The sequence below is a fragment of the Spirillospora sp. NPDC000708 genome (assembly GCF_040299565.1).
GTDB lineage: Bacteria > Actinomycetota > Actinomycetes > Streptosporangiales > Streptosporangiaceae > Spirillospora.
Window position 1 is genome coordinate 22,996 of the sequence record NZ_JBEPCJ010000013.1, and the last position, 21,869, is coordinate 44,864.

Consider the following 21,869-nt stretch of genomic DNA (forward strand, 5'->3'; position numbering starts at 1 on the left):
CGGGCTCCTTACTCGGTTCGCTCGAATCGGGGCGGAGGTTCCAAGTGTGTCCCGACGGCCTCGGGCACGTCGCCGTCCGGGGCGTCGCCGGGATCCGGAGCCGCCCTGTGCCGGTGGATGAGGATCACCCCCGCCGCGCTGACCGCGCCGCCCAACAGCTCGACGGGGTGGGGCACCTCGCCGAGCCAGGCGAACGAGACGATCAGCGCCACCGGCGGCACCAGGTACAGGGCCGCCGTGGAGGCCGCGAGCGGCAGGCGGGCGACCGCGTAGGCCCAGATGACGAAGCCGAGCGCGGACGGCAGCAGCCCCAGGTAGACCGCGGAGGCCAACGCGTCCGCCGGTGCGCGGAACGTCGCGGGCCACGCCGCGGGGACCAGGGGCAGCGCGAAGACGGTTCCCGCGGCCATCGCGTAGGTGGCGACCTCCAGGCCGGTGTAGCGGCGGAGCAGGGGCTTGGTCGCGAAGTGGTAGGTCCCCTGGACGACGGCGGCGGCGAGGACGATGAGGGCCGAGACGGTGAACCCGCCGGTGCCCTCGGCCAGGCCGACCATGGCCGCGCCGGCGAGCGCGACGACGCTCCCGGCGATGACGGTGCGGGTCGGCCGCTCCTCGAGGAGCAGGCTTCCCAGCAGGACGCTGAAGACGGGAGCGGTCGCGATCAGCAGGCTCGCGGTCCCGGCCTCCACCCGGACCTCGCCCCAGTTGAGCAGGACCTGGTAGGCGGTGACGCCGGTGGCCCCGCACAAGGCGATCATCGGCAGGTCGCGGCGCCGGGGCGGGCGCACCTTGGCCAGCGGCGCCACCAGGGCCAGCGCCATCGCCGCGATCGCGATCCGCAGGAACGACAGCGCCGCCACGCCGAGGCCGTCGATGCCGACCCGGATGGCGGGGAAGGCCGAGGCCCAGAGCACGACGGTGCCCGCCAGGGCGAGAACGTGAGCGGAACCGGAGCGGGAGGCCATCCCGCCACCGTCCCGGACCACACGGAGAAGATCCAGTTACTTTTTGCTGCGAAAAGCTTCAGTGATGCTTATTCGATGTGCGCCGGCGCTCGGGAGCGGGCCAGGGCGGCGAGCTCGTCCAGGGCGGCTCGGGCGGGGCCGTCCTCGGGGGCGGTGAGCGTGACGAACTGGTGGTCGGGGGTGCCCGGGAGGACCATGCCGATGTAGTCGAGGGCCAGCCGCCCGACCACCGGATGCCGGTACTCCTTGCGGCCCATGCCTGGGCCCTTGACGTCCTGCCGGTCCCACCAGGTGCCGAAGTGCGGCGTCCGTGACAGCTCGCGGATCAGGGCCCGCGTCGCGGGGTCGTCCGGGTCGCGGCCGGTGGCGGTGCGCAGTTGCGCGATGCCGTGCCGGGCCACCTCCTCCCACTCCACGTAGAACGTGCGGGCGCGCGGGTCGCAGAGCGCGTACCGGAGCATGTTGCGGCGCGACGCGGGCTGCTCCGCCAGGTGCGGCATGAGCGCGGCGGCCGTCCCGTTCCAGGCCAGCACGTCCAGGCGGGGGTTGATCACGTAGGCGGGGACCGGGGCGATCTCGTCCAGCAGGCGCCGCACGGTGGGGTGCACCGGGGCGTCCGCCACCGGGGCGTCCGCGGCGGCGGAGGGCGGGGACGGCAGCGACAGCGCCAGCCGGTAGAGGTGGTCGCGCTCGTCGTCGTTGAGGACGAGCGCCCGGGCGAGACCGTCCAGGACCGACGGCGAGGGGCGGATGCCGCGGCCCTGCTCCAGCCGCATGTAGTAGTCGGGGCTGATCCCGGCGAGCAGCGCCACCTCCGCGCGGCGCAGGCCGGGGGCGCGCCGCCGCCCGCCGTCGGGCAGGCCCACGGACGAGGGTCTGATGCGGTCGCGCCGGGAACGCAGGAAGTCCGCCATCTCGCGTGTCGCCATAGGCCCAGTGTGCCTCCGGACGGTGGCCCTCTGAGTCCTAGCCATCGGCGGGCACTGGTCGCCCGGGGGCGCGCGCGGCAGGGTGAAAGCACATCCATGACAGACGAGAGGTGACTGACCAGTGCGCTATCGCACCCTTGGAACGGGCGGCCCGCAGGTGTCGGTGGTGGGGTTCGGCGCGATGAACGTGGCGCCCGTCTACGGCGGCGTCGAGGAGCGCGACGCCACCGAGACGCTCCTGGCCGCGCTGGACTCCGGCGTCACGTTCGTCGACACCGCCGACATCTACGGCGCCGGGTACAGCGAGACCCTGATCGGCCGCACGCTGGAGAAGCGGCGGGACGAGTACGTCCTCGCCACCAAGTTCGGCGGGAACCAGGACGCGGACGGCATCCTCGTCCCCGGCATGGGGCGGCCCGAGTACGTCCGGCGGGCCCTGGACGCCAGCCTGTCGCGGCTCCGGACCGACCACGTGGACCTGTACTACCTGCACCGCCTCGACCCCACGACCCCGATCGAGGAGACGGCCGGGGTGCTCGGCGAGCTCGTCCAGGCGGGGAAGATCGGCGGGTACGGGCTGTCGGAGGTGTCGGAGCGGACGCTGCGGCGCGCGCACGCCGTCCACCCCGTGACGGCGCTGCAGACCGAGTACTCGCCGCTCCAGCGGGCGCCGGAGAAGGAGCTGATCCCGGCGTGCGCGGAGCTGGGCGTCGCGTTCGTCGCCTACAGCCCGCTCGGGCGGGGCCTCCTCGGCGGCCAGGTCCGCGGCTTCGACGACCTGGAGGCGGGCGACTGGCGGCGCGGGAACCCGCGCTTCCAGGCCGGCAACGTGGAGCGCAACGTCTCGCTCGCGGACCGGGTGGCGGCGCTCGCCGCCGAGCAGGGCGTCACGGCGGCGCAGCTCGTGCTGGCCTGGCTGGTCGACCGCGGCGCGCTGCCGATCCCGGGGACCCGCAAGGCCGCGAACGCCCGCGCCAACGCCGCCGCCGGGGACCTGGCGCTGGACGCGCCGGTCTTCGCGCGGCTGGAGGAGATCGTCCCCCCGGACGCGGCGGCGGGCGCCCAGGGCAACGAGTCCTACCTCGCCAACCTCGACACCTGAGCCGGCCCCCACGCCGGAGCCGCCGGACGGCCCGTCCCGGGATCGGGGCGGGCCGTCCGCGCGGTCAGCGGCGGGGACCGCCGCGCAGGCGGGAGAGGAGGTTGCGGGCCTTCTCATGGTTGCGCGGGTCGTTGATGAACCGCTCCGCCTTCGCGCGGGCCTTCTGCGCCTGCGGGCTGCGGGCGAGCTGCTCCGCCTTGGCCCGCGCCTTCTGGCCCTGCGGGCCGTGCGCGAACTGCTCCGCCTTGGCCTTCGCCTTCTGCGCCTGCGGGCTCTGCGCGAGCCGCTCCGCCTTCGCCCGGGCCTTCTGCCCCTGCGGTCCCCGGACGAAATTCATGATCCGGTCGATGAGAGAAGCCATGTTCTTCCTCCTCGGCCTAGCTTCCCCAGTTCAACGCGTATCCCGGCCGGAAAGTTCGGGGCCGGGGCCCGCGGGGCGTCAGAACGCCTCGTCGAAGGCGACGGTGCCCTCCACACCGATCTGGTATGCCGACACGCGGCGCTCGAAGAAGTTCGACAGCTCCTGGACGTCCTGCAGCTCCATGAACGCGAACGGGTTCGCCGTCCCGTAGCGGACCGGCAGGCCGAGGCGGGCGAGCCGCTGGTCGGCGACGTACTCCAGGTAGGCGCGCATGTCGCCGGCGCTCATCCCGGGCAGGCCGTCGCCGCACAGGTCGCGCGCGAACGCCAGCTCCGCCTCGACGGCCTCCTCCAGCATCGTCGTGACCTGCGCGGTCAGCTCCGCGTCGAACAGCTCCGGCTCCTCCGCCCGGACGGTGTCGACGACGGAGAACGCGAACTCCATGTGCATGGACTCGTCCCGGAAGACCCAGTTCGTCCCGGACGCGAGACCGTTCAGCAGGCCGCGGGAGCGCAGCCAGTACACGTAGGCGAACGCGCCGTAGAAGAACAGGCCCTCGATGCACGCGGCGAAGCAGATCAGGTTAAGCAGGAACGCGCGCCGGTCCGCGGCGGTGCGCAGCTCGTCCAGCGCGCCGAGCGAGTCGATCCAGCGGAAGCAGAACTCCGCCTTCGCCCGGATGGACGGGATGTGCTCGATCGCCGCGAACGCCCGGGCCCGCTCGTCCTGGTCGGGCAGGTAGGTGTCGAGGAGGGTCAGGTAGAACTGGACGTGCACGGCCTCCTCGAACAGCTGCCGCGACAGGTACAGCCGCGCCTCCGGCGCGTTGACGTGCTTGTAGAGGTTGAGGACGAGGTTGTTCGCCACGATCGAGTCGCCGGTGGCGAAGAACGCGACGAGCCTGTTCACCAGGTGCAGCTCCGCCGGCGTGAGGCGGGCGAGATCGGCGAGGTCGGAGGCGAGGTCCACCTCCTCGACCGTCCAGGTGTTGCGGATCGCGGCGCGGTAGCGCTCGTAGAAGTCGGGATAGCGCATGGGCCGCAGGGTCAGGTCCATGCCGGGGTCGAGCAGCGGCATTACTGGCACGCCTCGCAGGTCTCGGGGTTCTCCAGGGAGCAGACCGCCGCGGCGACGGTCGTCTGCGCGATCCGCGTGGCGGGCCGGGAGCGCAGGTAGTAGGTGGTCTTGAGGCCGCTGCGCCACGCGTAGGCGTACATCGAGGACAGCTTCCCGATCGTCGGCGTCTCCATGAACAGGTTCAGGGAGTGCGACTGGTCGATGTACGGGGTGCGGGCGGCGGCGAGGTCGATGAGGGCCTTCTGCGGCAGCTCCCAGGCCGTCCGGTAGAGGTCCCGCATCTCCTCGGGCAGGTCGACGAGGCCCTGGATCGAGCCGTTCGCCCGCTTGATCGCCTCGCGGACGGCGTCGTTCCACAGCCCGAGCGACTTCAGGTCCTCGACGAGGTACCCGTTGATCTGCAGGAACTCGCCGGACAGCGTCTCGCGCTTGAACAGGTTGGACACCTGCGGCTCGATGCACTCGTAGCAGCCCGCGATGGACGCGATCGTGGCGGTCGGCGCGATCGCGATCAGCAGCGAGTTGCGGAGCCCGACGTCGGCGATCCGGGCGCGGAGCGCGTCCCATTCGGCGGGACGGGTGGGCGCGGCGTCCGGGAAGTGGTCGATGTGCAGCTGGCCGCGCGCGGTGCGGGTCTCGGCGTAGGCGGGGAGCCGGCCGTGCGCCTCGGCGAGGTCGGCGGACGCGGCGTAGGCGGCGAGCGCGATCTCCTCGGCGATCCGGGTGGACAGCTCGCGGGCCTCGGCGGAGTCGAACGGGAGCCGGAGCGTGAAGAACACGTCGGCGAGACCCATGACGCCGAGGCCGACGGGACGCCACTTCCGGTTGGCCGTTTCCGCCTCGGGCGTCGGGTAGAAGCCGCGGTCGATGGTGCGGTCCAGGAACCGGACGGCGGTGCGGACGGTCGCGCGGAGCCGGTCCCAGTCGATCCCGGACGGCGACACGTGCGCGGCCAGGTTCACCGACCCGAGGTTGCACACCGCCGCCTCGTTATCGCCCGTGACCTCCAGGATCTCGGTGCACAGGTTCGACAGGTGGACGGTCCGGCCCGGCTCGGCGGTCTGGTTGCAGGCCCGGTTCGCGGCGTCCTTGAAGGTCATCCAGCCGTTGCCGGTCTCCGCGAGCGTCCGCATCATCCGCCCGTACAGCTTCCGCGCCGGGACCTGCCGGACGTACCGGCCCTCCTTTTCGGCCGCCCGGTACGCGGCGTCGAAGGCGTCGCCCCACAGGTCCGTCAGCTCCGGGACCTCCTTCGGGTCGAACAGCGACCACGTCCCGTCCGCCTCGACGCGGCGCATGAACTCGTCCGGGATCCAGTTCGCCAGGTTCAGGTCGTGGGTGCGGCGCGCCTCCTCGCCGGTGTTGTCGCGCAGTTCGAGGAACTCCTCGACGTCGGCGTGCCACGGCTCCAGGTACACGCACGCGGCGCCCTTGCGGCGGCCGCCCTGGTTGACGGCGGCGACGGACGCGTCCAGCGTGCGCAGCCACGGGACGATCCCGTTCGAGTGCCCGTTCGTCCCCCGGATCAGCGACCCGCGCGACCGGACCCGCGTCCAGGAGATCCCGATCCCGCCCGCGTACTTGCTGAGCCGCGCGACCTGCCCGTACCGCTCGTAGATCGCCTCCAGCTCGTCGCGCGGCGAGTCCAGCAGGAAGCACGACGACAGCTGCGGGCGCCGCGCCGCGGAGTTGAACAGGGTCGGCGAGCTGGGCAGATAGGACAGCGTGCTGAGCAGCCGGTACAGCTCGGCGGCCTCGTCGACGGTGTCGGACAGGCCCACGGCCACCCGCAGGAAGAAGTGCTGCGGCCGCTCCAGGACGAGCCGGGTCCGCGGATGCCGCAGCAGGTACCGGTCGTAGAGGGTGCGGAGCCCGAAGTATCCGAACCGGTCGTCCGCCTCCTCGACCGCGCCTCCCGAGGGGGGGCGACCCCCCGCGCCCCCCGGACCCTCGTCGATGAGGCGGTCCAGCGCGGCGGCGTTCTCGGCGACGAACGCGGCGGGGCCGTCGGCGAGGAGGCCCTCGGCGTGCGCGGCGGCGACGGACTCCGCGAAGCCCCGGACGCCGGCCTCGGCGGTCTCGTCGCGGATCCGGGCGGCCAGCAGCCGCGCGGCGACCCGGGAGTACCCCGGCTCCACCGCGACCAGCGCGGCGGCCTCCCCGATCGCCAGGTCCCGCAGGGCGGCGGCGCTCGCGCCGTCCCCGGCCCGGACCGCGCCGAGCACCCGTTCCGGCGCGGTCCCCTCGACGCCGGCGCAGGCCGCGGCGACCTCGGCCGCGATCCGCTCGGCGGCCGGCGCCTCCGCGGGCATGGTGACTGTCACGTTCTCTCCCCTCGTGAGACGGCCTCGCGAGGGCATGCGAACGGGCGCGGCGGCAGGCTGCCGCGCACCGTCCCCCGGCTCACCCGCGAAGCCTCGGACGTACGGCGTGCATGGCAGGTCTTCGGACTCGCGGGCACCCGCGCCTCCTGCCGGAGGCACGACCTACTGGCCGTCGCTTCCCGATCCGGACGATCCGGTTCAGTGCCTGTGACGGCGGTCGTTCCCGCTCACCGCTGCGGGGCAGTCCCGGACTTGCACCGGGTTCCCTCTTACGACGCCCCCGCCGCGAGCGGCGGGGGCGAACCAGCACGGGATTGAACCCTACATCTTGTTGATCCTCATTGCGCAACCCCAACATGTAGGGCGCGTCGGGACCGGATCGCGGGGGTCGGATGCGCGCCCGCGGACCGGGGTGGGACGATGTCCCCGTCATGTCCCCGCGTCCCAGGCAGCCGGCCTTCCGCACCGCGCGCGCGGTCGTCTTCGCGACCGTGTGCGTCGCGCTCGCGACCGTCGGCCACGACCTGGCGTCGCACGAGCCGGTGCCGGGCTGGGCGGTGCTCGCCGGGTTCGGCGCGGCCCTCGCCGTCGCCGCCGCCCTCGCCGGCCACGAGCGCTCCCTCCCGACGATCATGGGCGGGCTGCTCGGCGGCCAGTTCGCGCTGCACACGCTGTTCGCGAGCGCCACCGAGGGCATGCGCGACTGCGACACCGCCGCGCACGCGGGACACGCCGCCGCGACGCCCGCGATGCACGGCTCCGGCACGTCCATGACCGTCGCGCACGTCGCCGCCGCCGTGGTCGCGGCCTGGTGGCTGCGGCGCGGCGAGCGGGCCGCGTGGTCCCTCGCGCGGCGCCTCGCGTCCGCCGCCGACCGCCCGATCCGGCTGCTGCTCGCGCTGCTGCTGATCGAACCGGCGGAGCGCCCGCTGCGTACCCCGGTGGTGCCGGTGGCGGCCGGCGCGATCGCCACGGGACGCGCGCTCCGGCACCAGGTCGTCCGGCGGGGACCCCCTCCGCGTTCGAGGGCGCTCGCCCACCTCTGAGCGAGCGCCGTACGTCACCGGCCGCCGGATCCACGGCGCCCGGCCCTTCCCGTACGACTCGAACGGAGTTCCGTCTTGCCTTCCCGCACGCATGCCCGCCGGCTCGGCACGCTCGCCGTCCTCGCCGGCGCCGGCGTGGTCGCGTTCGCGACCGCCGCGTCCGCGCACGTCACCGTCAACCCGAAGACCGCCGAGCAGGGCTCCTACGCCAAGGTCTCGTTCCGGGTGCCGAACGAGGAGGACAACGCCGCCACCACCAAGCTCGTGGTGAACCTCCCCACCGACCACCCGCTCGCGTCGGTGTCGGTGCGGCCCGTCCCCGGCTGGACGGCGAAGGTCGTGGAGTCCACGCTGCCGAAGCCGGTCAAGACCGAGGGCGGCGAGCTGACCAAGGCCGTCACGCAGATCACCTGGTCCGGCGGCAGGATCGAGCCCGGCCAGTTCCAGGAGTTCGACGTCTCGCTCGGCCCGCTGCCGACCGACACCGACACGTTGACGTTCAAGGCCGACCAGACCTACTCCGACGGCCAGGTCGTCAAGTGGGAGCAGGACCCGGGCGACGGCACCAACGAGCCCGAGCACCCGGCGCCCACGCTCAAGCTGACGCCCAAGGGCGCCTCCGACACCGCAGCCGCCGGGCTCACCGCCCGGTCCAAGCCCGCCGCCAAGGCGGAGGCGAATTCCGACGACGGCACCGCCCGCGTGCTCGGCGGCGCCGGCATCGGCGTCGGCGTGATCGGCATCGCGGTCGGCGGCTACGGCCTGTCCCGGGCGCGGAGCCGGGCGTGAGCCGGGCCGTCCGGCGCACCGCCGCCGGCGCCGCCGCGGCCCTCGCCGCGCTGGCGCTGACCGTCCCGCCCGCCTCCGCCCATACGTCGCTGACCGGCGCGAACCCCGCCGCGAACGCGACGGTCGCGCCGCCGACCCAGATCGTCCTGACGTACGCCGACCCGGTGCAGCTGCCGCAGGTCGTGCTGACGGACGCCGGCGGCGGGCGGCACGAGGCGGGCAAGGCCCAGGCGGTGGACAACAAGGTCACCGAGGCGGTGAAGGGCACGCTGCCGAACGGTGTGTACACGGTCGGCTGGCGCGTCGTGTCGCCGGACGGCCACCCGATCAGCGGCACCTACACGTTCACCGTCACCGGGTCCACCGGCGCCGCCGGCACCGCGCCCGGGGCGACCGCGCCCGCCGCGAAGGCCGCCGGGAACGGCTCCGGCGGCTCGTCCGGCTGGCTGTGGATCGGCCTGGCCGCCGCCGTCGTGGTGGTCGCGGGCGGCGGGCTCGCCTGGTACCGCCGAACCTCGGGAGAATCCCCGGAGAAATGATCATCGGTCTTCCGGTCGGGTGATTACAGCGTTACAGTGATTACCGACCGGAAGATCACCCCTGGGGGCCCAGTGATCGTCGAGTACATCCGCTACCGGATCGACCGGGCGAGGGCGGAGGAGTTCGAAGCCGCCTACGCCCGCGCCGCCGTCCCGCTCGCCGCCGCCCCTCAGTGCGTCGACTACGAGCTGACCCGCTGCGTCGACGAGCCCGAGTGCTACATCCTGCGGATCCGCTGGACGTCCGCCGAGGACCACTCCCAGGGCTTCCGCTCCGGCGAGCACTTCCCCGCCTTCTTCGCCGAGATCAAGCCGTACGTCCAGCAGATCGAGGAGATGCGGCACTACGAGGCGACGCCCGTCCACGGCAAGGGCTCGTCCGTCCCCACCATGTACGACTGGGCCGGCGGCGCCGACGCCCTCCAGCGCCTCACCGAGGTCTTCTACACCGCCGTCCTCAAGGACGACCTGCTCCGCCCCCTCTTCGAGCACATGGCCCCGGACCACCCGAAATGGGTCGCGATCTGGCTGGGCGAGGTGTTCCGGGGCCCCGAGCGTTACAGCCGCGAGCGCGGCGGCTACCACCACATGGTCCGGCAGCACCTCGGCAAGGCGATCACCGAGGCGCAGCGCCGCCGCTGGGTGAGCCTGCTCATGGACGCGGCGGACGAGGCCGGACTGCCCGCCGACCCCGAGTTCCGCGCCGCGTTCGCGTCCTACATCGAGTGGGGCACCCGCATCGCGCTGGCGAACTCCCAGCCGGGCGCGACCCCGCCCCTCGAAGCGCCCATGCCCCACTGGAGCTGGGGCGAAGCCCCGCCCTACACCCCCGCCAAGTAGCGGCTGCGCCGCTACCGCGCGGCCAGATCGACCACCGCCTCGCGGGCCTCGGCGAGTGACCGTGCCGCCATTCCCCTGAATCGCGCCAGATGCGGGACGAGGTCGGCGAGGGTCATTTCGGCGTTGACGAAGGAAACGGCGTCCTCGGCGACACCGAGATTGCCGAAATAGGCCCGCAGATAGGGCTCCTGGAAATCGAAGCCCTCGCGCGGCGTACCGGGACCGTACGCGCCGCCGCGCGCCGTCACGACGACGACCCGCTTGCCGTGCAGTAGGCTCCGGCCCGTGTCCGGGTCGTTGTACGCGCCGGGAAAGGTGATCCGGTCGATCCACGCCTTGAGCGACGCGGGGATCGAGAAGTTGTACATCGGAGCGCCGATCAGCACCGTTCCGGCGTCCAGGAACTGCTCGATCAGCGGCAGGGTCAGCGACCATTCGCGTTCCTCGGCGGCGCCCTCGACGAGCGCGTCGACCTTTGCGGGCGGGACGTAGCCGTTCTTCTCGACGCGGCGTCCGAGCTCGCAGTAGGCCGCCGAGATCGGCGGCACCGGATCGGCGACGAGATCGCGGTACCGGTAGCCGGACGTCCCGTGCCGTTCCCGCCACGCGTCCGCGAACCGCGCGGACAGGCGCCGGGTGATGGAGTCGCCGGAGTGGCTGGAGTCCAGGTGCAGCAGCGAGGTGACCTGGTCGTGGGCCGATAGCATGGTGGAGCGCGTCTCCTTCGCTCTCGTGTCGTCCTTGTTCCCACAGCTATGACGACCCGCGCCGACGAAAGGGGACCGATGGACGAGCAGGTGCTGGCCGAGCGGTTCGACGAGTGCCGCGGCCACCTGCGGGCGGTCGCGTACCGGATGCTCGGCTCGCTGGACGAGGCCGACGATGCCGTCCAGGAGACGTGGCTGCGGGCGTCCCGGGCGGGCGCCGGGGGCGTCGCGAACCTGCCCGGCTGGCTGACCACGATCGCCGGGCGGATCTGCCTCGACATGCTGCGGTCGCGGCGGCGCCGCGGCGAGGACCCCGGCGGCCTCGACGGACTGGACGGGCCGGAGCACGCCGGGGGCGACCCCGAGGAGGAGGCGGTCCTCGCCGACTCGGTGGGGCTGGCGATGCTCGTCGTCCTGGACCGCCTCGGCCCCGCCGAGCGCGTCGCGTTCGTGCTGCACGACCTGTTCGCCGTGCCGTTCGCGGAGATCGCCGGGATCGTCGAGCGGACACCGGAGACCACGAAGAAGCTGGCCAGCCGGGCCCGGCAGCGCGTCCAGGGGTCGCCGTCGGTGCCCGCCGCCGACCTCGCGCGGCAGCGGGAGGCCGTGTCGGCGTTCCTCGCCGCGTCCCGCTCCGGCGACATGGACGCGCTGCTCGCGGTCCTCGCGCCGGACGCGTTCCGGCGCGCCGAGGGTGCGGCGGAGGTCCGCGGCGCCCGCCGCATCGCCGGGGAGACCCTCGCCAACCCCGTCCGCGCCCGGAACGCCCGTCTCGCCCTGGTGGACGGCGCGGTCGGCGTCGTCGTCGCCCCCCGCGGGCGCCTCGCGGCCGTCCTCCAGGTCGCCGTGGAGGACAGCCGGATCGCCGGCTTCACCGTGATCAGCGACCCGGCCCGCCTACACCGCCTCCGCCTCGCCCTCCTGCGCTGACTTGCGGACGAGGAGGTGGCCCTGGCGGTGGCGCTCGCCTTCGCCGGGCTCGCGGCGGAGCCGCGCGACCTCGGCGAAGCCGGCGCCGGCCGCCAGGTCGGCGAGGGCGTCGATGGGCCAGCGGGTCGCCGGCGCCACCTTGTGGTCGAACGGGACGGGCTCGGCGGTGTCGGACGCGAAGAAGCCGAGCAGCAGGTGCCCGCCGGGCGCCAGCATCCGGTGGAACGCGGCGAGCAGGCCGGGCACGTCCGCCACCGGCGCGTGGATGATCGAGTACCAGGCGAGGACGCCGCCGAGCTCGCCGTCGCGGACGTCCACCTCGGTCATCGGGACGTGGTCGAACCGGACGCCCGGGTGCGCCGCGCGGGCGATCCGGATCATCTCCGCGGACACGTCGGCGCCGAACGCGTCGCAGCCGAGCGAGCGCAGGTGGGCGGTGAGGTGCCCGGGGCCGCAGCCGAGGTCGGCGACCGGCCCGGCGTCCCGGACGAGCCGCCCGAACGCGTTGATCATCCCGAGGTCGAACGGCATGTCGAGGAACGCGGTGCCGAACAGGTCGGCGTACAGGTCCGCGACGGAGTCGTAGCCGGCGCGGGTGGTGGCGAGGTGGGAGGCGATCATGCTCACCGACCCTACGGCGATCGGCGGCGGCGCCGCGCGGGTAGGAGTACCCCCGTTCGGGGGTGGCGTGGGTCACTCTGGATGTCCGACCATGCCCCTGACCACGCCTTTCGGGCGGTGGCGTCCCGGGAGACCGGGGGCCGCCCCCGTGGGGCGGGAGTGCCAGGTGTCCGTGCGGCTACGAGGAGAGACCATGCCCGCAGTCGAGTTCCGTGCGGCGCGCGACTTCCTGCTCGCGCATCGCGACGACTACGCGACCGCGTACGAGAAGTTCCGCTGGCCGGTGCTGACCGGGTTCAACTGGGCGCTCGACTGGTTCGACAAGATCGCCGAGGGGAACGACGCGCCCGCGCTGTGGATCGTCGAGGAGGACGGCGCGGAGGAGCGGTACTCGTTCGCGCAGCTCGCGCGGCGGTCGAACCAGGTCGCGAACATGCTGCGCGCGGCCGGGGTGCGGCGCGGCGACCGGATCGTGCTGATGCTCGGGAACCAGGTCGAGCTGTGGGAGACGGTCCTCGCGGCGATGAAGCTCGGCGCGGTGCTGATCCCGTGCACGCCGCTGCTCGGCCCGGCGGACCTCCAGGACCGGCTGACGCGGGGACGGGCCCGCCACGTGGTGGCGGGCTCGTCCGACGCCGGGAAGTTCGCCGGGCTGGACGGCGAGTTCACCCGGATCGCGGTCGGCGAGCCGGTCGACGGGTGGCTGCGGTACGCCGACGCCTACGACGGAAGCGACGCGTTCTCCCAGTACGGGATGACGATGTCGTCGGACACGCTGCTGCTGTACTTCACGTCCGGGACGACGGCGCAGCCGAAGCTGGTCGAGCACACGCACGCGTCGTACCCGGCGGGGCACCTGTCGACGATGTACTGGCTCGGGCTGCGGCCCGGGGACGTCCACCTGAACATCTCGTCGCCGGGGTGGGCGAAGCACGCGTGGAGCAACATCTTCGCGCCGTGGAACGCCGAGGCGTGCGTGTTCATCTTCAACTACACGCGGTTCGACGCCGACCGGCTGCTGGACGCGATGGAGCGGTGCGGCGTGACGAGCTTCTGCGCGCCGCCGACGGTGTGGCGGATGCTGATCCAGTCCGACCTCGGCCGGCTGCCGACGCCGCCGCGCGAGGTGGTCGCGGCGGGCGAGCCGCTGAACCCCGAGGTCATCCAGCGGGTGAAGGACGCGTGGGGCCGGACGATCCGGGACGGTTTCGGGCAGACCGAGACGACCGTCCAGATCGCGAACACGCCCGGCCAGGAGGTGAAGCCGGGCTCGATGGGACGTCCCGTGCCGGGCTACGCGGTGGCGCTGATCGACCCGGTGACCGGGGAGCGGGGCGAGGAGGGCGAGATCTGCCTCGACCTGGAGGACCGGCCGCTCGGGCTGATGACGGGCTACCACGGGGACGAGGCGCGGACCGAAGAGGCGATGGCGGGCGGTTTCTACCACACCGGCGACATCGGCTCCCGGGACGCGGACGGCTACATCACCTATGTCGGGCGCGCGGACGACGTGTTCAAGGCGTCCGACTACAAGATCTCCCCGTTCGAGCTGGAGAGCGTGCTGATCGAGCATCCGGCGGTGGCGGAGGCGGCGGTGGTGCCGTCGCCGGACCCGGTGCGGCTCGCGGTGCCGAAGGCGTACGTGACGCTCGCGGCGGGCTGGGAGCCGACCGCGGAGACCGCGAGGGCGATCTTCGAGCACAGCCGGGCGCAGCTGTCCCCGTACAAGCGGCTGCGGCTGCTGGAGTTCGGCGAGCTGCCGAAGACGATCTCCGGGAAGATCCGCCGGGTGGAGCTGCGGACGGCGGAGATCGGCAAGCATCCGGGCGCGGACGACCGGCCGCCCGGGGAGTTCCGTGAGGAGGACCTGCGATGACGCTCTCCTACGCGTCGGGCGTCTCGGCGACGCCGCTGCTCGGCGACACGATCGGCGCCAACCTGGACGCGACGGTCGCCGCGTTCGCCGACCGCGAGGCCGTGGTGGACATGGCGTCCGGGCGGCGCTGGACCTACGACCAGTTCGCCGCCGACGTCGACGCGGTCGCGCTCGGGCTGCGGGACCTCGGCGTGACGAAGGGCGACCGGGTCGGGATCTGGGCGCCGAACTGCGCGGAGTGGATGCTGGTCCAGTACGCGACGGCGAAGCTCGGCGCGATCCTGGTCAACATCAACCCGGCGTACCGGGTGCACGAGCTGGAGTTCGTGCTGAACCAGGCGGGGATCCGCACGCTCGTCGCGGCGCCGTCGTTCAAGACGTCCGACTACGCGGCGATGATCGAGGAGGTGCGGCCGCGCTGCGCCGCGCTGGCCGACGTGGTCCTCATCGGCACGGACGCGTGGGACGCGCTGGTGGCGACGGGGCGCGCCGGCGACCGGCACCTGCTGCACGGCATCGGCGCGGGCCTCGGCGCGGACGACCCGATCAACATCCAGTACACGTCGGGGACGACCGGGTTCCCGAAGGGCGCGACGCTGTCGCACCACAACATCCTGAACAACGGGTTCTTCGTCGGGGAGCTGTGCGGCTACGACGAGGAGGACCGGATCTGCGTGCCGGTGCCCTTCTACCACTGCTTCGGCATGGTGATGGGGAACCTCGCGGCGACCAGCCACGGCGCGTGCATCGTCATCCCGGCGCCCGCGTTCGACCCGAAGGCGACGCTGGACGCGGTGGCGGCGGAGCGCTGCACGTCGCTGTACGGGGTGCCGACGATGTTCATCGCGGTGCTGAACGAGCCGTCCGCCGACGCCCTGGACCTGTCGAGCCTGCGCACCGGGATCATGGCGGGGTCGCCGTGCCCGGTGGAGGTGATGAAGCAGGTCATCGACCGGCTCGGGATGGCGGAGGTCGCGATCTGCTACGGCATGACGGAGACGTCGCCGGTGTCGACGCAGACCCGGGCGGGCGACTCCCTGGACCGCCGCGTGTCGACGGTCGGCACGGTGATGCCGCACCTGGAGATCAAGGTGGTGGACCCGGAGACGGGCGTCACCGTCCCGCGCGGCACGCCCGGGGAGTTCTGCACGCGCGGCTACTCGGTGATGCTCGGGTACTGGGAGGAGCTGGAGAAGACGGCCGAGGCGATCGACCCGGCCCGCTGGATGCACACCGGCGACCTGGCGGTGATGGACGACGAGGGCTACGTCAACATCACCGGCCGGATCAAGGACATGGTGATCCGCGGCGGCGAGAACGTGTATCCGCGCGAGATCGAGGAGTTCCTCTACACCCATCCCGACATCGTGGACGCGCAGGTCATCGGGGTCCCGGACGAGAAGTACGGCGAGGAGCTGATGGCGTGGGTGCGGCTGCGCGAGGGCGCGCCGGAGCTCACCGCCGAGGCGCTGCGCGACTTCTGCCACGGCAAACTGGCGCACTTCAAGATCCCTCGCTACGTGCACGTGGTGGACGAGTTCCCGATGACGGTCACCGGGAAGATCCGCAAGGTGCAGATGCGGGCCGAGGCCGTGGACATCCTCGGGCTCGGCGACGTGGCCGCCCGGAAGCACGCGTGAGGTCCGGCCGGCGCGTTTTTCCGGGCGCGTGACCTTCCGTGATCGGTCCCGCGCGGGCATGCTGGGCGGCATGGGCGACGACGCCGGGGCGGTCCGGTCGGCGGTGCTGACGCTGCACCGCACGACCGGCCTGCCCATGGTGTTCGGCGGCGCGCTCAGCGGCCGAGACCGGCTGCGCATCACCGAGCTGGTCGGCAACACCACCGACTCGCTGAACGGGCTCGTCGTCCGGCACGGCAACGGGCTCGGCGGCAAGTCGATGGCGACGGGCCGGCCGGTGTGGGTGAGCAACTACCCGTGCGCGGCGTCCATCAGCCACGACTATGACAAGCCGGTCGGCCGCGAGGGGCTGCTGTCGATCGTGGCGGTGCCGGTGGTGGTGCGGCGGCGCGTCCGCGGCGTGCTGTACGGGGCGCTGCGCGAGCCGCTGTCGCTCGCCGACCGGATCGTCGGCGCGGCGGTGCAGGCGGCCCGCGACCTGGAGCAGGACCTCGCCGTCCGGGACCGTGCCGACGAGGCGCTGGCGTGGCGCCCGCCGGAGCCGCCGGACGCGGCGGCGCGGTGGGAGGAGGTCCGGGCGGTGCACGCCGAGCTGCGGGCGCTCGCCGAGCAGGTGGCGGACGGCCCGACCCGCGACCGGCTGCGCGCGATGACGCTGCGGCTCGCCGCCGCCGGGCTGGCCCCCGGCGCCGCCGGACCCGACCCGGACGCCGCGGGACCGGCGGTGCCGCCGCGTCCGGTGCTGTCGCCGCGCGAGCTGGACGTGCTGTCGTACGTCGCGATCGGCTGCACGAACGCGGAGGCCGCCGACCGCCTCGGGCTGCTGCCGGAGACGGTGAAGAGCTACCTGCGGTCGGCGATGCGCAAGCTCGACGCTCACACCCGGCTGGAGGCGGTGACGTCGGCGCGCCGCGCCGGGCTGCTGCCCTGACCCGGGGCCTGCTCGCGGCGCGCGGCGGCCCATCCGGCGAACCCGGCGGCGCACGCGGCGAGCGCGGTGCCCGCGAACACGGTCATCACGACGGTGAAGGCGTGCCGCGGCGTGCCGCCGAGGCCGAGGTACAGGGTGCCGAAGACGGCGACGCCCGCGACGGCCGACAGCTGCGAGTTGGTGTTGACGACGCCGCTGAGGTCGGGGGCGAACCGGGCCGGGACGTCGGCGGTGGCGCGCCCGAGCTGGGACGCGAAGCCGAGCCCGAGCCCGAGGCCGCCGAAGCCGAGCAGCACGACGAGGAGCGCCCCGTCCGCCCTGGTCAGGCCGATGGCGAGGTACGCGGCGGCGAGGATCAGGTAGCCGGCGACCGGGGCGTGGGCGGCGACGCGGGCCGGGAGGCGCGGCAGCAGCGGCCCGGCGACGCCGAACGCGGCGACCCACGACACGAGCACCAGGCCGGAGAACATCGCGCTCTTCCCGAGGCCCTGCTGCAGGTAGAGCGCGAGGGTGAACAGCATCGCGAAGTAGGTGGACGTCGCGAGCGCGATCGACGCGAGCGACCAGGCGACGACGGGCCGGGCGAGCACGCGCGGGTCGATCAGCGGCGTCCCGCCGCGCGCCGCGACGCGCCGCTGCCGCCGGACGAACAGCGCCAGCGCGGGGGCGCTCGCGGCGAGGCAGATCCACGTCCAGGCGGGCCAGCCGGCCTCGCGCCCGAAGATCAGCGGGACGGTCGCCAGCAGCGCGCTCCCCGACAGCAGCGCGACGCCGCCGAGGTCGAGCCGGCCGGGGCCGTTCCCGGCGTCCCGGGGCAGGAGGCGGGCGCCCGCCGCGAGCAGCGCGATCCCCGCCGGGACGTTCACCAGGAAGACGGGCCGCCAGCCGAGCCCGAACAGGTCGGCGGACACCACGACGCCGCCGAGGACCTGTCCCGCGACCGCGCCGCCGGACAGCGTCAGCACCAGCATGCCCTGCGCGCGCGCCCGGGCCTTACCGGTGAAGTGGATCTGGATGCCGGACAGCACCTGCGGCACCATCAGCGCGCCCGCCGCGCCCTGGACGAGCCGCGCCGCCGCCAGCGCCCCGGTGGCCGGTGCGAGGCCGCAGGCCAGCGACGAGGCGGTGAAGGCGGCGAGGCCGAGCAGGAACATCCGCCGGTGCCCGCGCGCCTGGCCGAGCCGCGCGCCGGTGACCAGCAGCACCGCGTAGGTCAGCGTGTAGCCGGACACGACCAGCTCCAGCGCGCCGCCGGACGGGTGCAGGTCGTCCTGGACGGACGGGCCCGCCACGTTCACGATCGCGGTGTCGACGTTCACCAGGAACTGGCCGAGGAACAGCACCGCGAGCATCCCGCGCGGATGCCGGACGCGGTCGTCTGTGGGAGTCATGACGGGACAACCCCGCGCGCGCACAACCCGTTGCGGAACCGGCGGTCGGCAGAGCCGGCTGGACGGGCGGGGCGGGCGATCGGCCCGGCGACGGGGTCAGCCTTGGTGGTGCGGCGGCACGCGCCGTCCAGTGCAGATCGGCCCCCGTGGCGCACTGCCTGGACGTAGCGACATCACCGCGCACCGGCTGCGCCGGGCCCTGATCGCTCGGCCGTCCCGCCGTACGCGCCGGCGGAGACGTCCGGCCCCCCATGTGCAAGGGAAAACCGTAACATCCCCGCGAACACGATTGTTCGTGAACAACCCGATCTACTGGGCGGAGACGCCGCGACCGGCTAGCGTTTGCGCCGTGAGCGGTGGCGGTGCGGGCGCGCGTTCCGGCGGTGCGGGTGCAAGGCCCGGCGAGGCGGGGGGCGGGTCGCTGCCGCGCGGGCGGCACCATCTGAGCCGCGAGCAGGTCAGGGCGTCCCAGCGGCTCCGGCTGCTGGAGGGCATGACGGCGGCGGTCGGCGAGCGCGGCTACGCCCGCACGACGGTCGCGGACGTGCTGAAACGCGCGCGCGTGTCGCGCGAGACGTTCTACGAGCACTTCGCCGACAAGCAGGAGTGCTTCATGTCGGCGTACGAGCACGCCGCCGACCGCATCCTCGGCGTCGTGAACGAGGCGCTGAGCGCGCGCGACGAGCCGGTGATGGGCCGCCTAGAGCGCGCGCTGCGCGCCTACCTGCGGGAACTGGCGGCGGACGCGGCGGCGGCCCGCACGTTCCTGCTGGAGATCTACGCGGCGGGCCCGGCCGCCGCCGCGCTGCGGTACCGGGTGCAGCGCCGCTTCACCGAGGTCGTGGACGGGCTGCTGGCCGAGGACAAGCGGTTCCGCGCGCTGCCCGACCCGGAGTTCGCCTGCCGGATGCTCATCGGCGGCATCGCGTCGCTGGTCACCGGCCGCGTCGCGCTGGGCGAGCACGCGACCCTCCCGGCCCTCTGCACCCCGATCCTCGGGCACGTCCGCTCCCTCCTCGACCACTGACGCCGGGCCGGGGGGCGGTCGGGAGAAGGGCGGTCAGAAGTAGGTGCGGATGTAGTCGGTCACCACGGGGTGCTCGGCGGCGGCGTCGTCGACGACCGGGATGAGCGTCCACTTGTCGAACGCGGTGCAGGGGTGGGACAGGCCGAGGCGGACGATGTCGCCGGGCTCGACGGACGCGTCCCGCAGGAAGGCGTGCTGGTCGTTCAGCGCGGTGACGCGCGCGCCCTCGACCGGCCCGGCGCCCTTGCCGCGGACGAGCTGCGGCCGCGGCAGGCCCGAGTCGAACGGGACGTCGCGGCGCCCCACGTCCAGCAGCGCCAGAGCGGGCTCCGGCGCGGACACGACGCGGCCCCACGCGTGCATGGCCGGGCGCAGGTGCTCGCCGCCCGCTCCGGCGCCCCGGTCGAACGGCGTGATGTCCTGGTAGAAGCCGTCGTCGTGGACGAGGTACGCGCCGGACCGCAGCACCACCCGCGCGTCGAGCCCGCCGAGCACCTCGGCGACCTGGTCGAAGAAGGCGCTGCCGCCCGCCGTGACGACCGGGTCGTCCGTCTCGTAGGCGAGCCGCCCGTGCAGGTTCGCGAGCCGCCGCAGGTAGGCGTCGACGGCGTCGAGGCTCTCCGCGGACGCGTCGTGCGCGAGCGCGCCCTCGTAGCCGCCGATCCCGGCGAGCCGCAGCGACGGCGCCGCGCGGATCGCGTCGGCGACGGCCCGCGCCTCGCCGTCGTCGCGGACGCCCGTCCGGCCGTTCGGGCCGCCGAGCTCGACGCACACGTCCACGCGCCGCTGCGCCCGCGCGAGGTGCAGCGCCTCGTGCATCAGCTCGACGGACCGCACCGAGTCGGCCCAGCAGACGAACGCGAACTCGGGGTCGCCGTCCAGCTCGCCGGCCAGCCAGGCGAGGCCGGCGGGGTCGAGCGGCGCGCCCGCGAGCAGCAGGCGGCGGACGCCGAACGCGCGCGCGACGCGCAGCTGCGGGAACGTCGCGAGCGTGATGCCCCACGCGCCCGCGTCGAGCTGCCGGCGCCAGAGCGCGGGCGCCATCGTCGTCTTACCGTGCGGTGCGAGTTCCATACCGGTGGCGCTCACCCAGTCCGCCATCAACCGGACGTTGTGGTCGAGCGCTCCGCCGTCGAGCGTGAGCAGCGGCGTGCCGAAGTCGTCCAGCGGCAGCCGGGCGTCCCGCGCCTGCGCCACCGTCATGCCCTGCGCGGACGCCGGAATCGCCTTGAACCGCCAGTCGAGCGGCTCCTCGTCCAGCTCGTCCACGGCCGTGGTGTCGATCCCGGTCACCGGCATGCCCTCCCCTGTCGCCTCCGCCCGCCATGATCCTTCCCCACGCCGCGCGGCGCGACCCCCGGGCGGGCCCTCCGCGCGCGGCGGCTCGGGCGGTGCGGGGCCGCGGGTACGCTGCGGCATCGGCCGCCGGGAGGAGGGAACCCGATGAGCCAGAGCCTCGGACGCGGGCTGAGCATCCTGATCGAGCTCGGCGACGGCCCGCGCAACCTGGACGAGCTGGCCGGCAGGCTCGGCGTCCACAAGACGACCGTCCTGCGGCTGCTGCGCACGCTGGAGGCCGAGCGCTTCGTGCGCCGCGACGAGAACCACCGCTTCCACCTCGGCGCGCGGCTCGCCGCGCTCGCCGCGCTCGCCGACGCCCCCGGCCGTCCCGGCGCCCGCGACGTGCGCGCCGTCGCGGCGCCGCACCTGGCGCGGCTGAACGCGGCGACCGGCGGCGCGGCCCGCCTGGTCACCGGCCCGCCCGCGCTGCTCGGCGACCTGGCGCGCGCGGGCGCGCCCGGCCGCTACGCCGCCGCGCCGGTCCGCGACGCGGCGGGAGACGTGGTGGCGGCGGTGACCGTCCCGGACGGCGGCGACCTCACCGGCCTGCTCGCGACCGCCGACGCCATCTCCGCCGACTACCGCCGTCCGGCGGCCGGCGGCCCGCCCGGGTGAGGACGCCCGCCGCGACGAGTTCGAGCGTGATGAGCACCGCGATGACCTCGATGGCGAGCAGCCCGATGAGCACCAGCAGCTGCGTCGCGCCCGCCTGGACGGGGTCGGCGCCGCCGAGCAGCACGCCGACGAACGCGCCGGGCAGCGTGACGAGCCCGACCGTCCGGGTCTGGTCGAGCACGGGGAACAGCGCGAGCGCGGCGGCCGGGCGGCACACCTCCATCGCCGCGTCCCGCGGCATCAGCCCGAGCGCGAGCCCGCCCTCGTACTCGCCGCGCCGCGTGGCCAGCTCGTCGAGCGCGCGCCGCCCGGTCAGCCCGGTCGCCGACATGGCGCCGCCGATGAAGATGCCGGCGATCGGCAGCACCGACACGGTGCGGAACGGGACGAGCCGCGACGCGAGCAGCAGCGCGAGGACGGGCGCGACGCCCGCGACGATCGGCAGCGCGGTCGTCCACGCGCCGGCGCGCAGCGCGCCGGTGATGCGGCGGCCCGCCGTCACCACGGCGATGACCACCATCCCGGCGATGAACGCGGCCGTGTAGCCGGCGTCGCGCAGCACCGCCGCGATCAGCGCGGACACCGCCGCGAGCTGCACCGTCGCGCGCACGGCGACGACCACCAGGTCCCGTCCGAGACCGAGCCGGCCGAGCCGCGCGAGCGCCGCCGCGACCACCGCGAGCGAGCCGAGGACGAGCGCCAGGAGTGGTCCGACCGCGGGCCCCGCGCTCATCCCCACCCCCCGGACCAAACGATCTTCTGTAACCGCTCTTCCCATTTGAGTCGATTGTGATCCGCAAGGCCGCTCAAGGACGCGA

21 protein-coding genes and 1 riboswitch are annotated in these 21,869 nt (G+C 74.0%); of the genes, 11 read left to right on the plus strand and 10 right to left on the minus strand.

All coding sequences use genetic code 11. From position 1 onward, the window contains the following. Window positions 1–8: 8 nt before the first annotated feature. Both ABT299_RS12180 and ABT299_RS12185 read right to left on the minus strand, forming a co-directional pair. The gene (locus ABT299_RS12180) at window positions 9–965 is read right to left on the minus strand and encodes a DMT family transporter (RefSeq protein WP_500250728.1); all 957 of its coding nucleotides are present in this window, start codon (window positions 963–965) and stop codon (window positions 9–11) included. Between the two features lie 68 nt (window positions 966–1,033). Next, a complete protein-coding gene (locus ABT299_RS12185; protein ID WP_500250729.1) occupies window positions 1,034–1,894 on the minus strand; it encodes a helix-turn-helix transcriptional regulator in 861 nt (286 codons plus the stop codon). 121 nt (window positions 1,895–2,015) lie between these two features. Between ABT299_RS12185 and ABT299_RS12190 the strand changes: the two genes are divergently transcribed. Continuing rightward, window positions 2,016–2,996: an aldo/keto reductase gene (locus ABT299_RS12190; RefSeq protein WP_500250730.1), complete on the plus strand. Its 981-nt coding sequence runs from the start codon at window positions 2,016–2,018 to the stop codon at window positions 2,994–2,996. 64 nt (window positions 2,997–3,060) lie between these two features. Here ABT299_RS12190 and ABT299_RS12195 read toward each other — a convergent pair whose 3' ends face one another. From ABT299_RS12195 to ABT299_RS12205, 3 genes are all read right to left on the minus strand, one after another. Further along, window positions 3,061–3,357, minus strand: a complete 297-nt coding sequence (locus tag ABT299_RS12195; protein ID WP_500250731.1) for a hypothetical protein — start codon at window positions 3,355–3,357, stop codon at window positions 3,061–3,063. Between the two features lie 78 nt (window positions 3,358–3,435). Beyond that, window positions 3,436–4,434 (minus strand): ribonucleotide-diphosphate reductase subunit beta, encoded by a 999-nt coding sequence (locus ABT299_RS12200; protein ID WP_387027946.1) that lies wholly within the window; start codon window positions 4,432–4,434, stop codon window positions 3,436–3,438. Beyond that, on the minus strand, window positions 4,434–6,758 hold the full coding sequence (locus tag ABT299_RS12205) for a ribonucleoside-diphosphate reductase subunit alpha (RefSeq protein WP_500250732.1): 2,325 nt from the start codon (window positions 6,756–6,758) through the stop codon (window positions 4,434–4,436). The genes ABT299_RS12200 and ABT299_RS12205 overlap by 1 nt, the downstream gene beginning before the upstream one ends. A 94-nt stretch (window positions 6,759–6,852) precedes the next feature. Then, window positions 6,853–7,081: riboswitch (cobalamin riboswitch) on the minus strand. Window positions 7,082–7,189: 108 nt separating this feature from the next. Between ABT299_RS12205 and ABT299_RS12210 the strand changes: the two genes are divergently transcribed. From ABT299_RS12210 to ABT299_RS12225, 4 genes are all read left to right on the plus strand, one after another. Next, window positions 7,190–7,804, plus strand: a complete 615-nt coding sequence (locus tag ABT299_RS12210; protein ID WP_190863404.1) for a hypothetical protein — start codon at window positions 7,190–7,192, stop codon at window positions 7,802–7,804. Window positions 7,805–7,879: 75 nt separating this feature from the next. After that, complete coding sequence (locus ABT299_RS12215; protein ID WP_500250733.1) at window positions 7,880–8,593, plus strand: YcnI family copper-binding membrane protein; 714 nt, start codon at window positions 7,880–7,882, stop codon at window positions 8,591–8,593. Further along, a complete protein-coding gene (locus ABT299_RS12220; RefSeq protein ID WP_500250734.1) occupies window positions 8,590–9,132 on the plus strand; it encodes a copper resistance CopC family protein in 543 nt (180 codons plus the stop codon). Before ABT299_RS12215 ends, ABT299_RS12220 begins: the two co-directional genes overlap by 4 nt. Window positions 9,133–9,204: 72 nt before the next feature. Next, on the plus strand, window positions 9,205–9,972 hold the full coding sequence (locus ABT299_RS12225; protein WP_190863400.1) for a globin domain-containing protein: 768 nt from the start codon (window positions 9,205–9,207) through the stop codon (window positions 9,970–9,972). Between the two features lie 11 nt (window positions 9,973–9,983). On the opposite strand, the gene ABT299_RS12230 is transcribed toward ABT299_RS12225, so the two are convergent. Next, window positions 9,984–10,679, minus strand: a complete 696-nt coding sequence (locus ABT299_RS12230; RefSeq protein ID WP_500250735.1) for an FMN-dependent NADH-azoreductase — start codon at window positions 10,677–10,679, stop codon at window positions 9,984–9,986. Window positions 10,680–10,757: 78 nt separating this feature from the next. On the opposite strand from ABT299_RS12230, the gene ABT299_RS12235 reads away from it, so the two are divergent. Further along, window positions 10,758–11,609 carry a sigma-70 family RNA polymerase sigma factor gene (locus ABT299_RS12235; protein ID WP_500250736.1) on the plus strand — a complete coding sequence of 284 codons (852 nt, stop codon included), beginning with the start codon at window positions 10,758–10,760 and terminating at the stop codon, window positions 11,607–11,609. Here ABT299_RS12235 and ABT299_RS12240 read toward each other — a convergent pair. Continuing rightward, window positions 11,577–12,230, minus strand: coding sequence for a class I SAM-dependent methyltransferase (locus tag ABT299_RS12240; protein WP_500250737.1), 654 nt, complete (start codon window positions 12,228–12,230; stop codon window positions 11,577–11,579). The genes ABT299_RS12235 and ABT299_RS12240 overlap by 33 nt on opposite strands. A 193-nt stretch (window positions 12,231–12,423) precedes the next feature. On the opposite strand from ABT299_RS12240, the gene ABT299_RS12245 reads away from it, so the two are divergent. The 3 genes from ABT299_RS12245 to ABT299_RS12255 all read left to right on the plus strand — a co-directional run bounded on the left by ABT299_RS12245 (window position 12,424) and on the right by ABT299_RS12255 (window position 16,677). Further along, on the plus strand, window positions 12,424–14,106 hold the full coding sequence (locus tag ABT299_RS12245) for an AMP-binding protein (protein WP_500250738.1): 1,683 nt from the start codon (window positions 12,424–12,426) through the stop codon (window positions 14,104–14,106). Then, a complete protein-coding gene (locus ABT299_RS12250; protein ID WP_500250739.1) occupies window positions 14,103–15,746 on the plus strand; it encodes an AMP-binding protein in 1,644 nt (547 codons plus the stop codon). Before ABT299_RS12245 ends, ABT299_RS12250 begins: the two co-directional genes overlap by 4 nt. A 70-nt stretch (window positions 15,747–15,816) precedes the next feature. Further along, on the plus strand, window positions 15,817–16,677 hold the full coding sequence (locus tag ABT299_RS12255) for a helix-turn-helix transcriptional regulator (protein WP_190863389.1): 861 nt from the start codon (window positions 15,817–15,819) through the stop codon (window positions 16,675–16,677). Here the strand turns inward: ABT299_RS12255 and ABT299_RS12260 are convergent. Then, window positions 16,623–18,068, minus strand: a complete 1,446-nt coding sequence (locus tag ABT299_RS12260) for an MFS transporter (protein ID WP_500250740.1) — start codon at window positions 18,066–18,068, stop codon at window positions 16,623–16,625. The genes ABT299_RS12255 and ABT299_RS12260 overlap by 55 nt on opposite strands. Before the next feature lie 349 nt (window positions 18,069–18,417). Here ABT299_RS12260 and ABT299_RS12265 point away from each other — a divergent pair, with 349 nt between their 5' ends. Next, window positions 18,418–19,095, plus strand: a complete 678-nt coding sequence (locus ABT299_RS12265) for a TetR/AcrR family transcriptional regulator (protein ID WP_500250741.1) — start codon at window positions 18,418–18,420, stop codon at window positions 19,093–19,095. Window positions 19,096–19,128: 33 nt separating this feature from the next. Here ABT299_RS12265 and ABT299_RS12270 read toward each other — a convergent pair whose 3' ends face one another. Next, the gene (locus tag ABT299_RS12270; protein ID WP_500250742.1) at window positions 19,129–20,394 is read right to left on the minus strand and encodes an amino acid deaminase; all 1,266 of its coding nucleotides are present in this window, start codon (window positions 20,392–20,394) and stop codon (window positions 19,129–19,131) included. A gap of 144 nt (window positions 20,395–20,538) precedes the next feature. Between ABT299_RS12270 and ABT299_RS12275 the strand changes: the two genes are divergently transcribed. After that, window positions 20,539–21,051 carry a helix-turn-helix domain-containing protein gene (locus ABT299_RS12275; protein ID WP_500250743.1) on the plus strand — a complete coding sequence of 171 codons (513 nt, stop codon included), beginning with the start codon at window positions 20,539–20,541 and terminating at the stop codon, window positions 21,049–21,051. On the opposite strand, the gene ABT299_RS12280 is transcribed toward ABT299_RS12275, so the two are convergent. Next, window positions 20,975–21,784, minus strand: a complete 810-nt coding sequence (locus ABT299_RS12280; RefSeq protein WP_500250744.1) for an ABC transporter permease — start codon at window positions 21,782–21,784, stop codon at window positions 20,975–20,977. The genes ABT299_RS12275 and ABT299_RS12280 overlap by 77 nt on opposite strands. Window positions 21,785–21,869 lie beyond the last annotated feature (85 nt).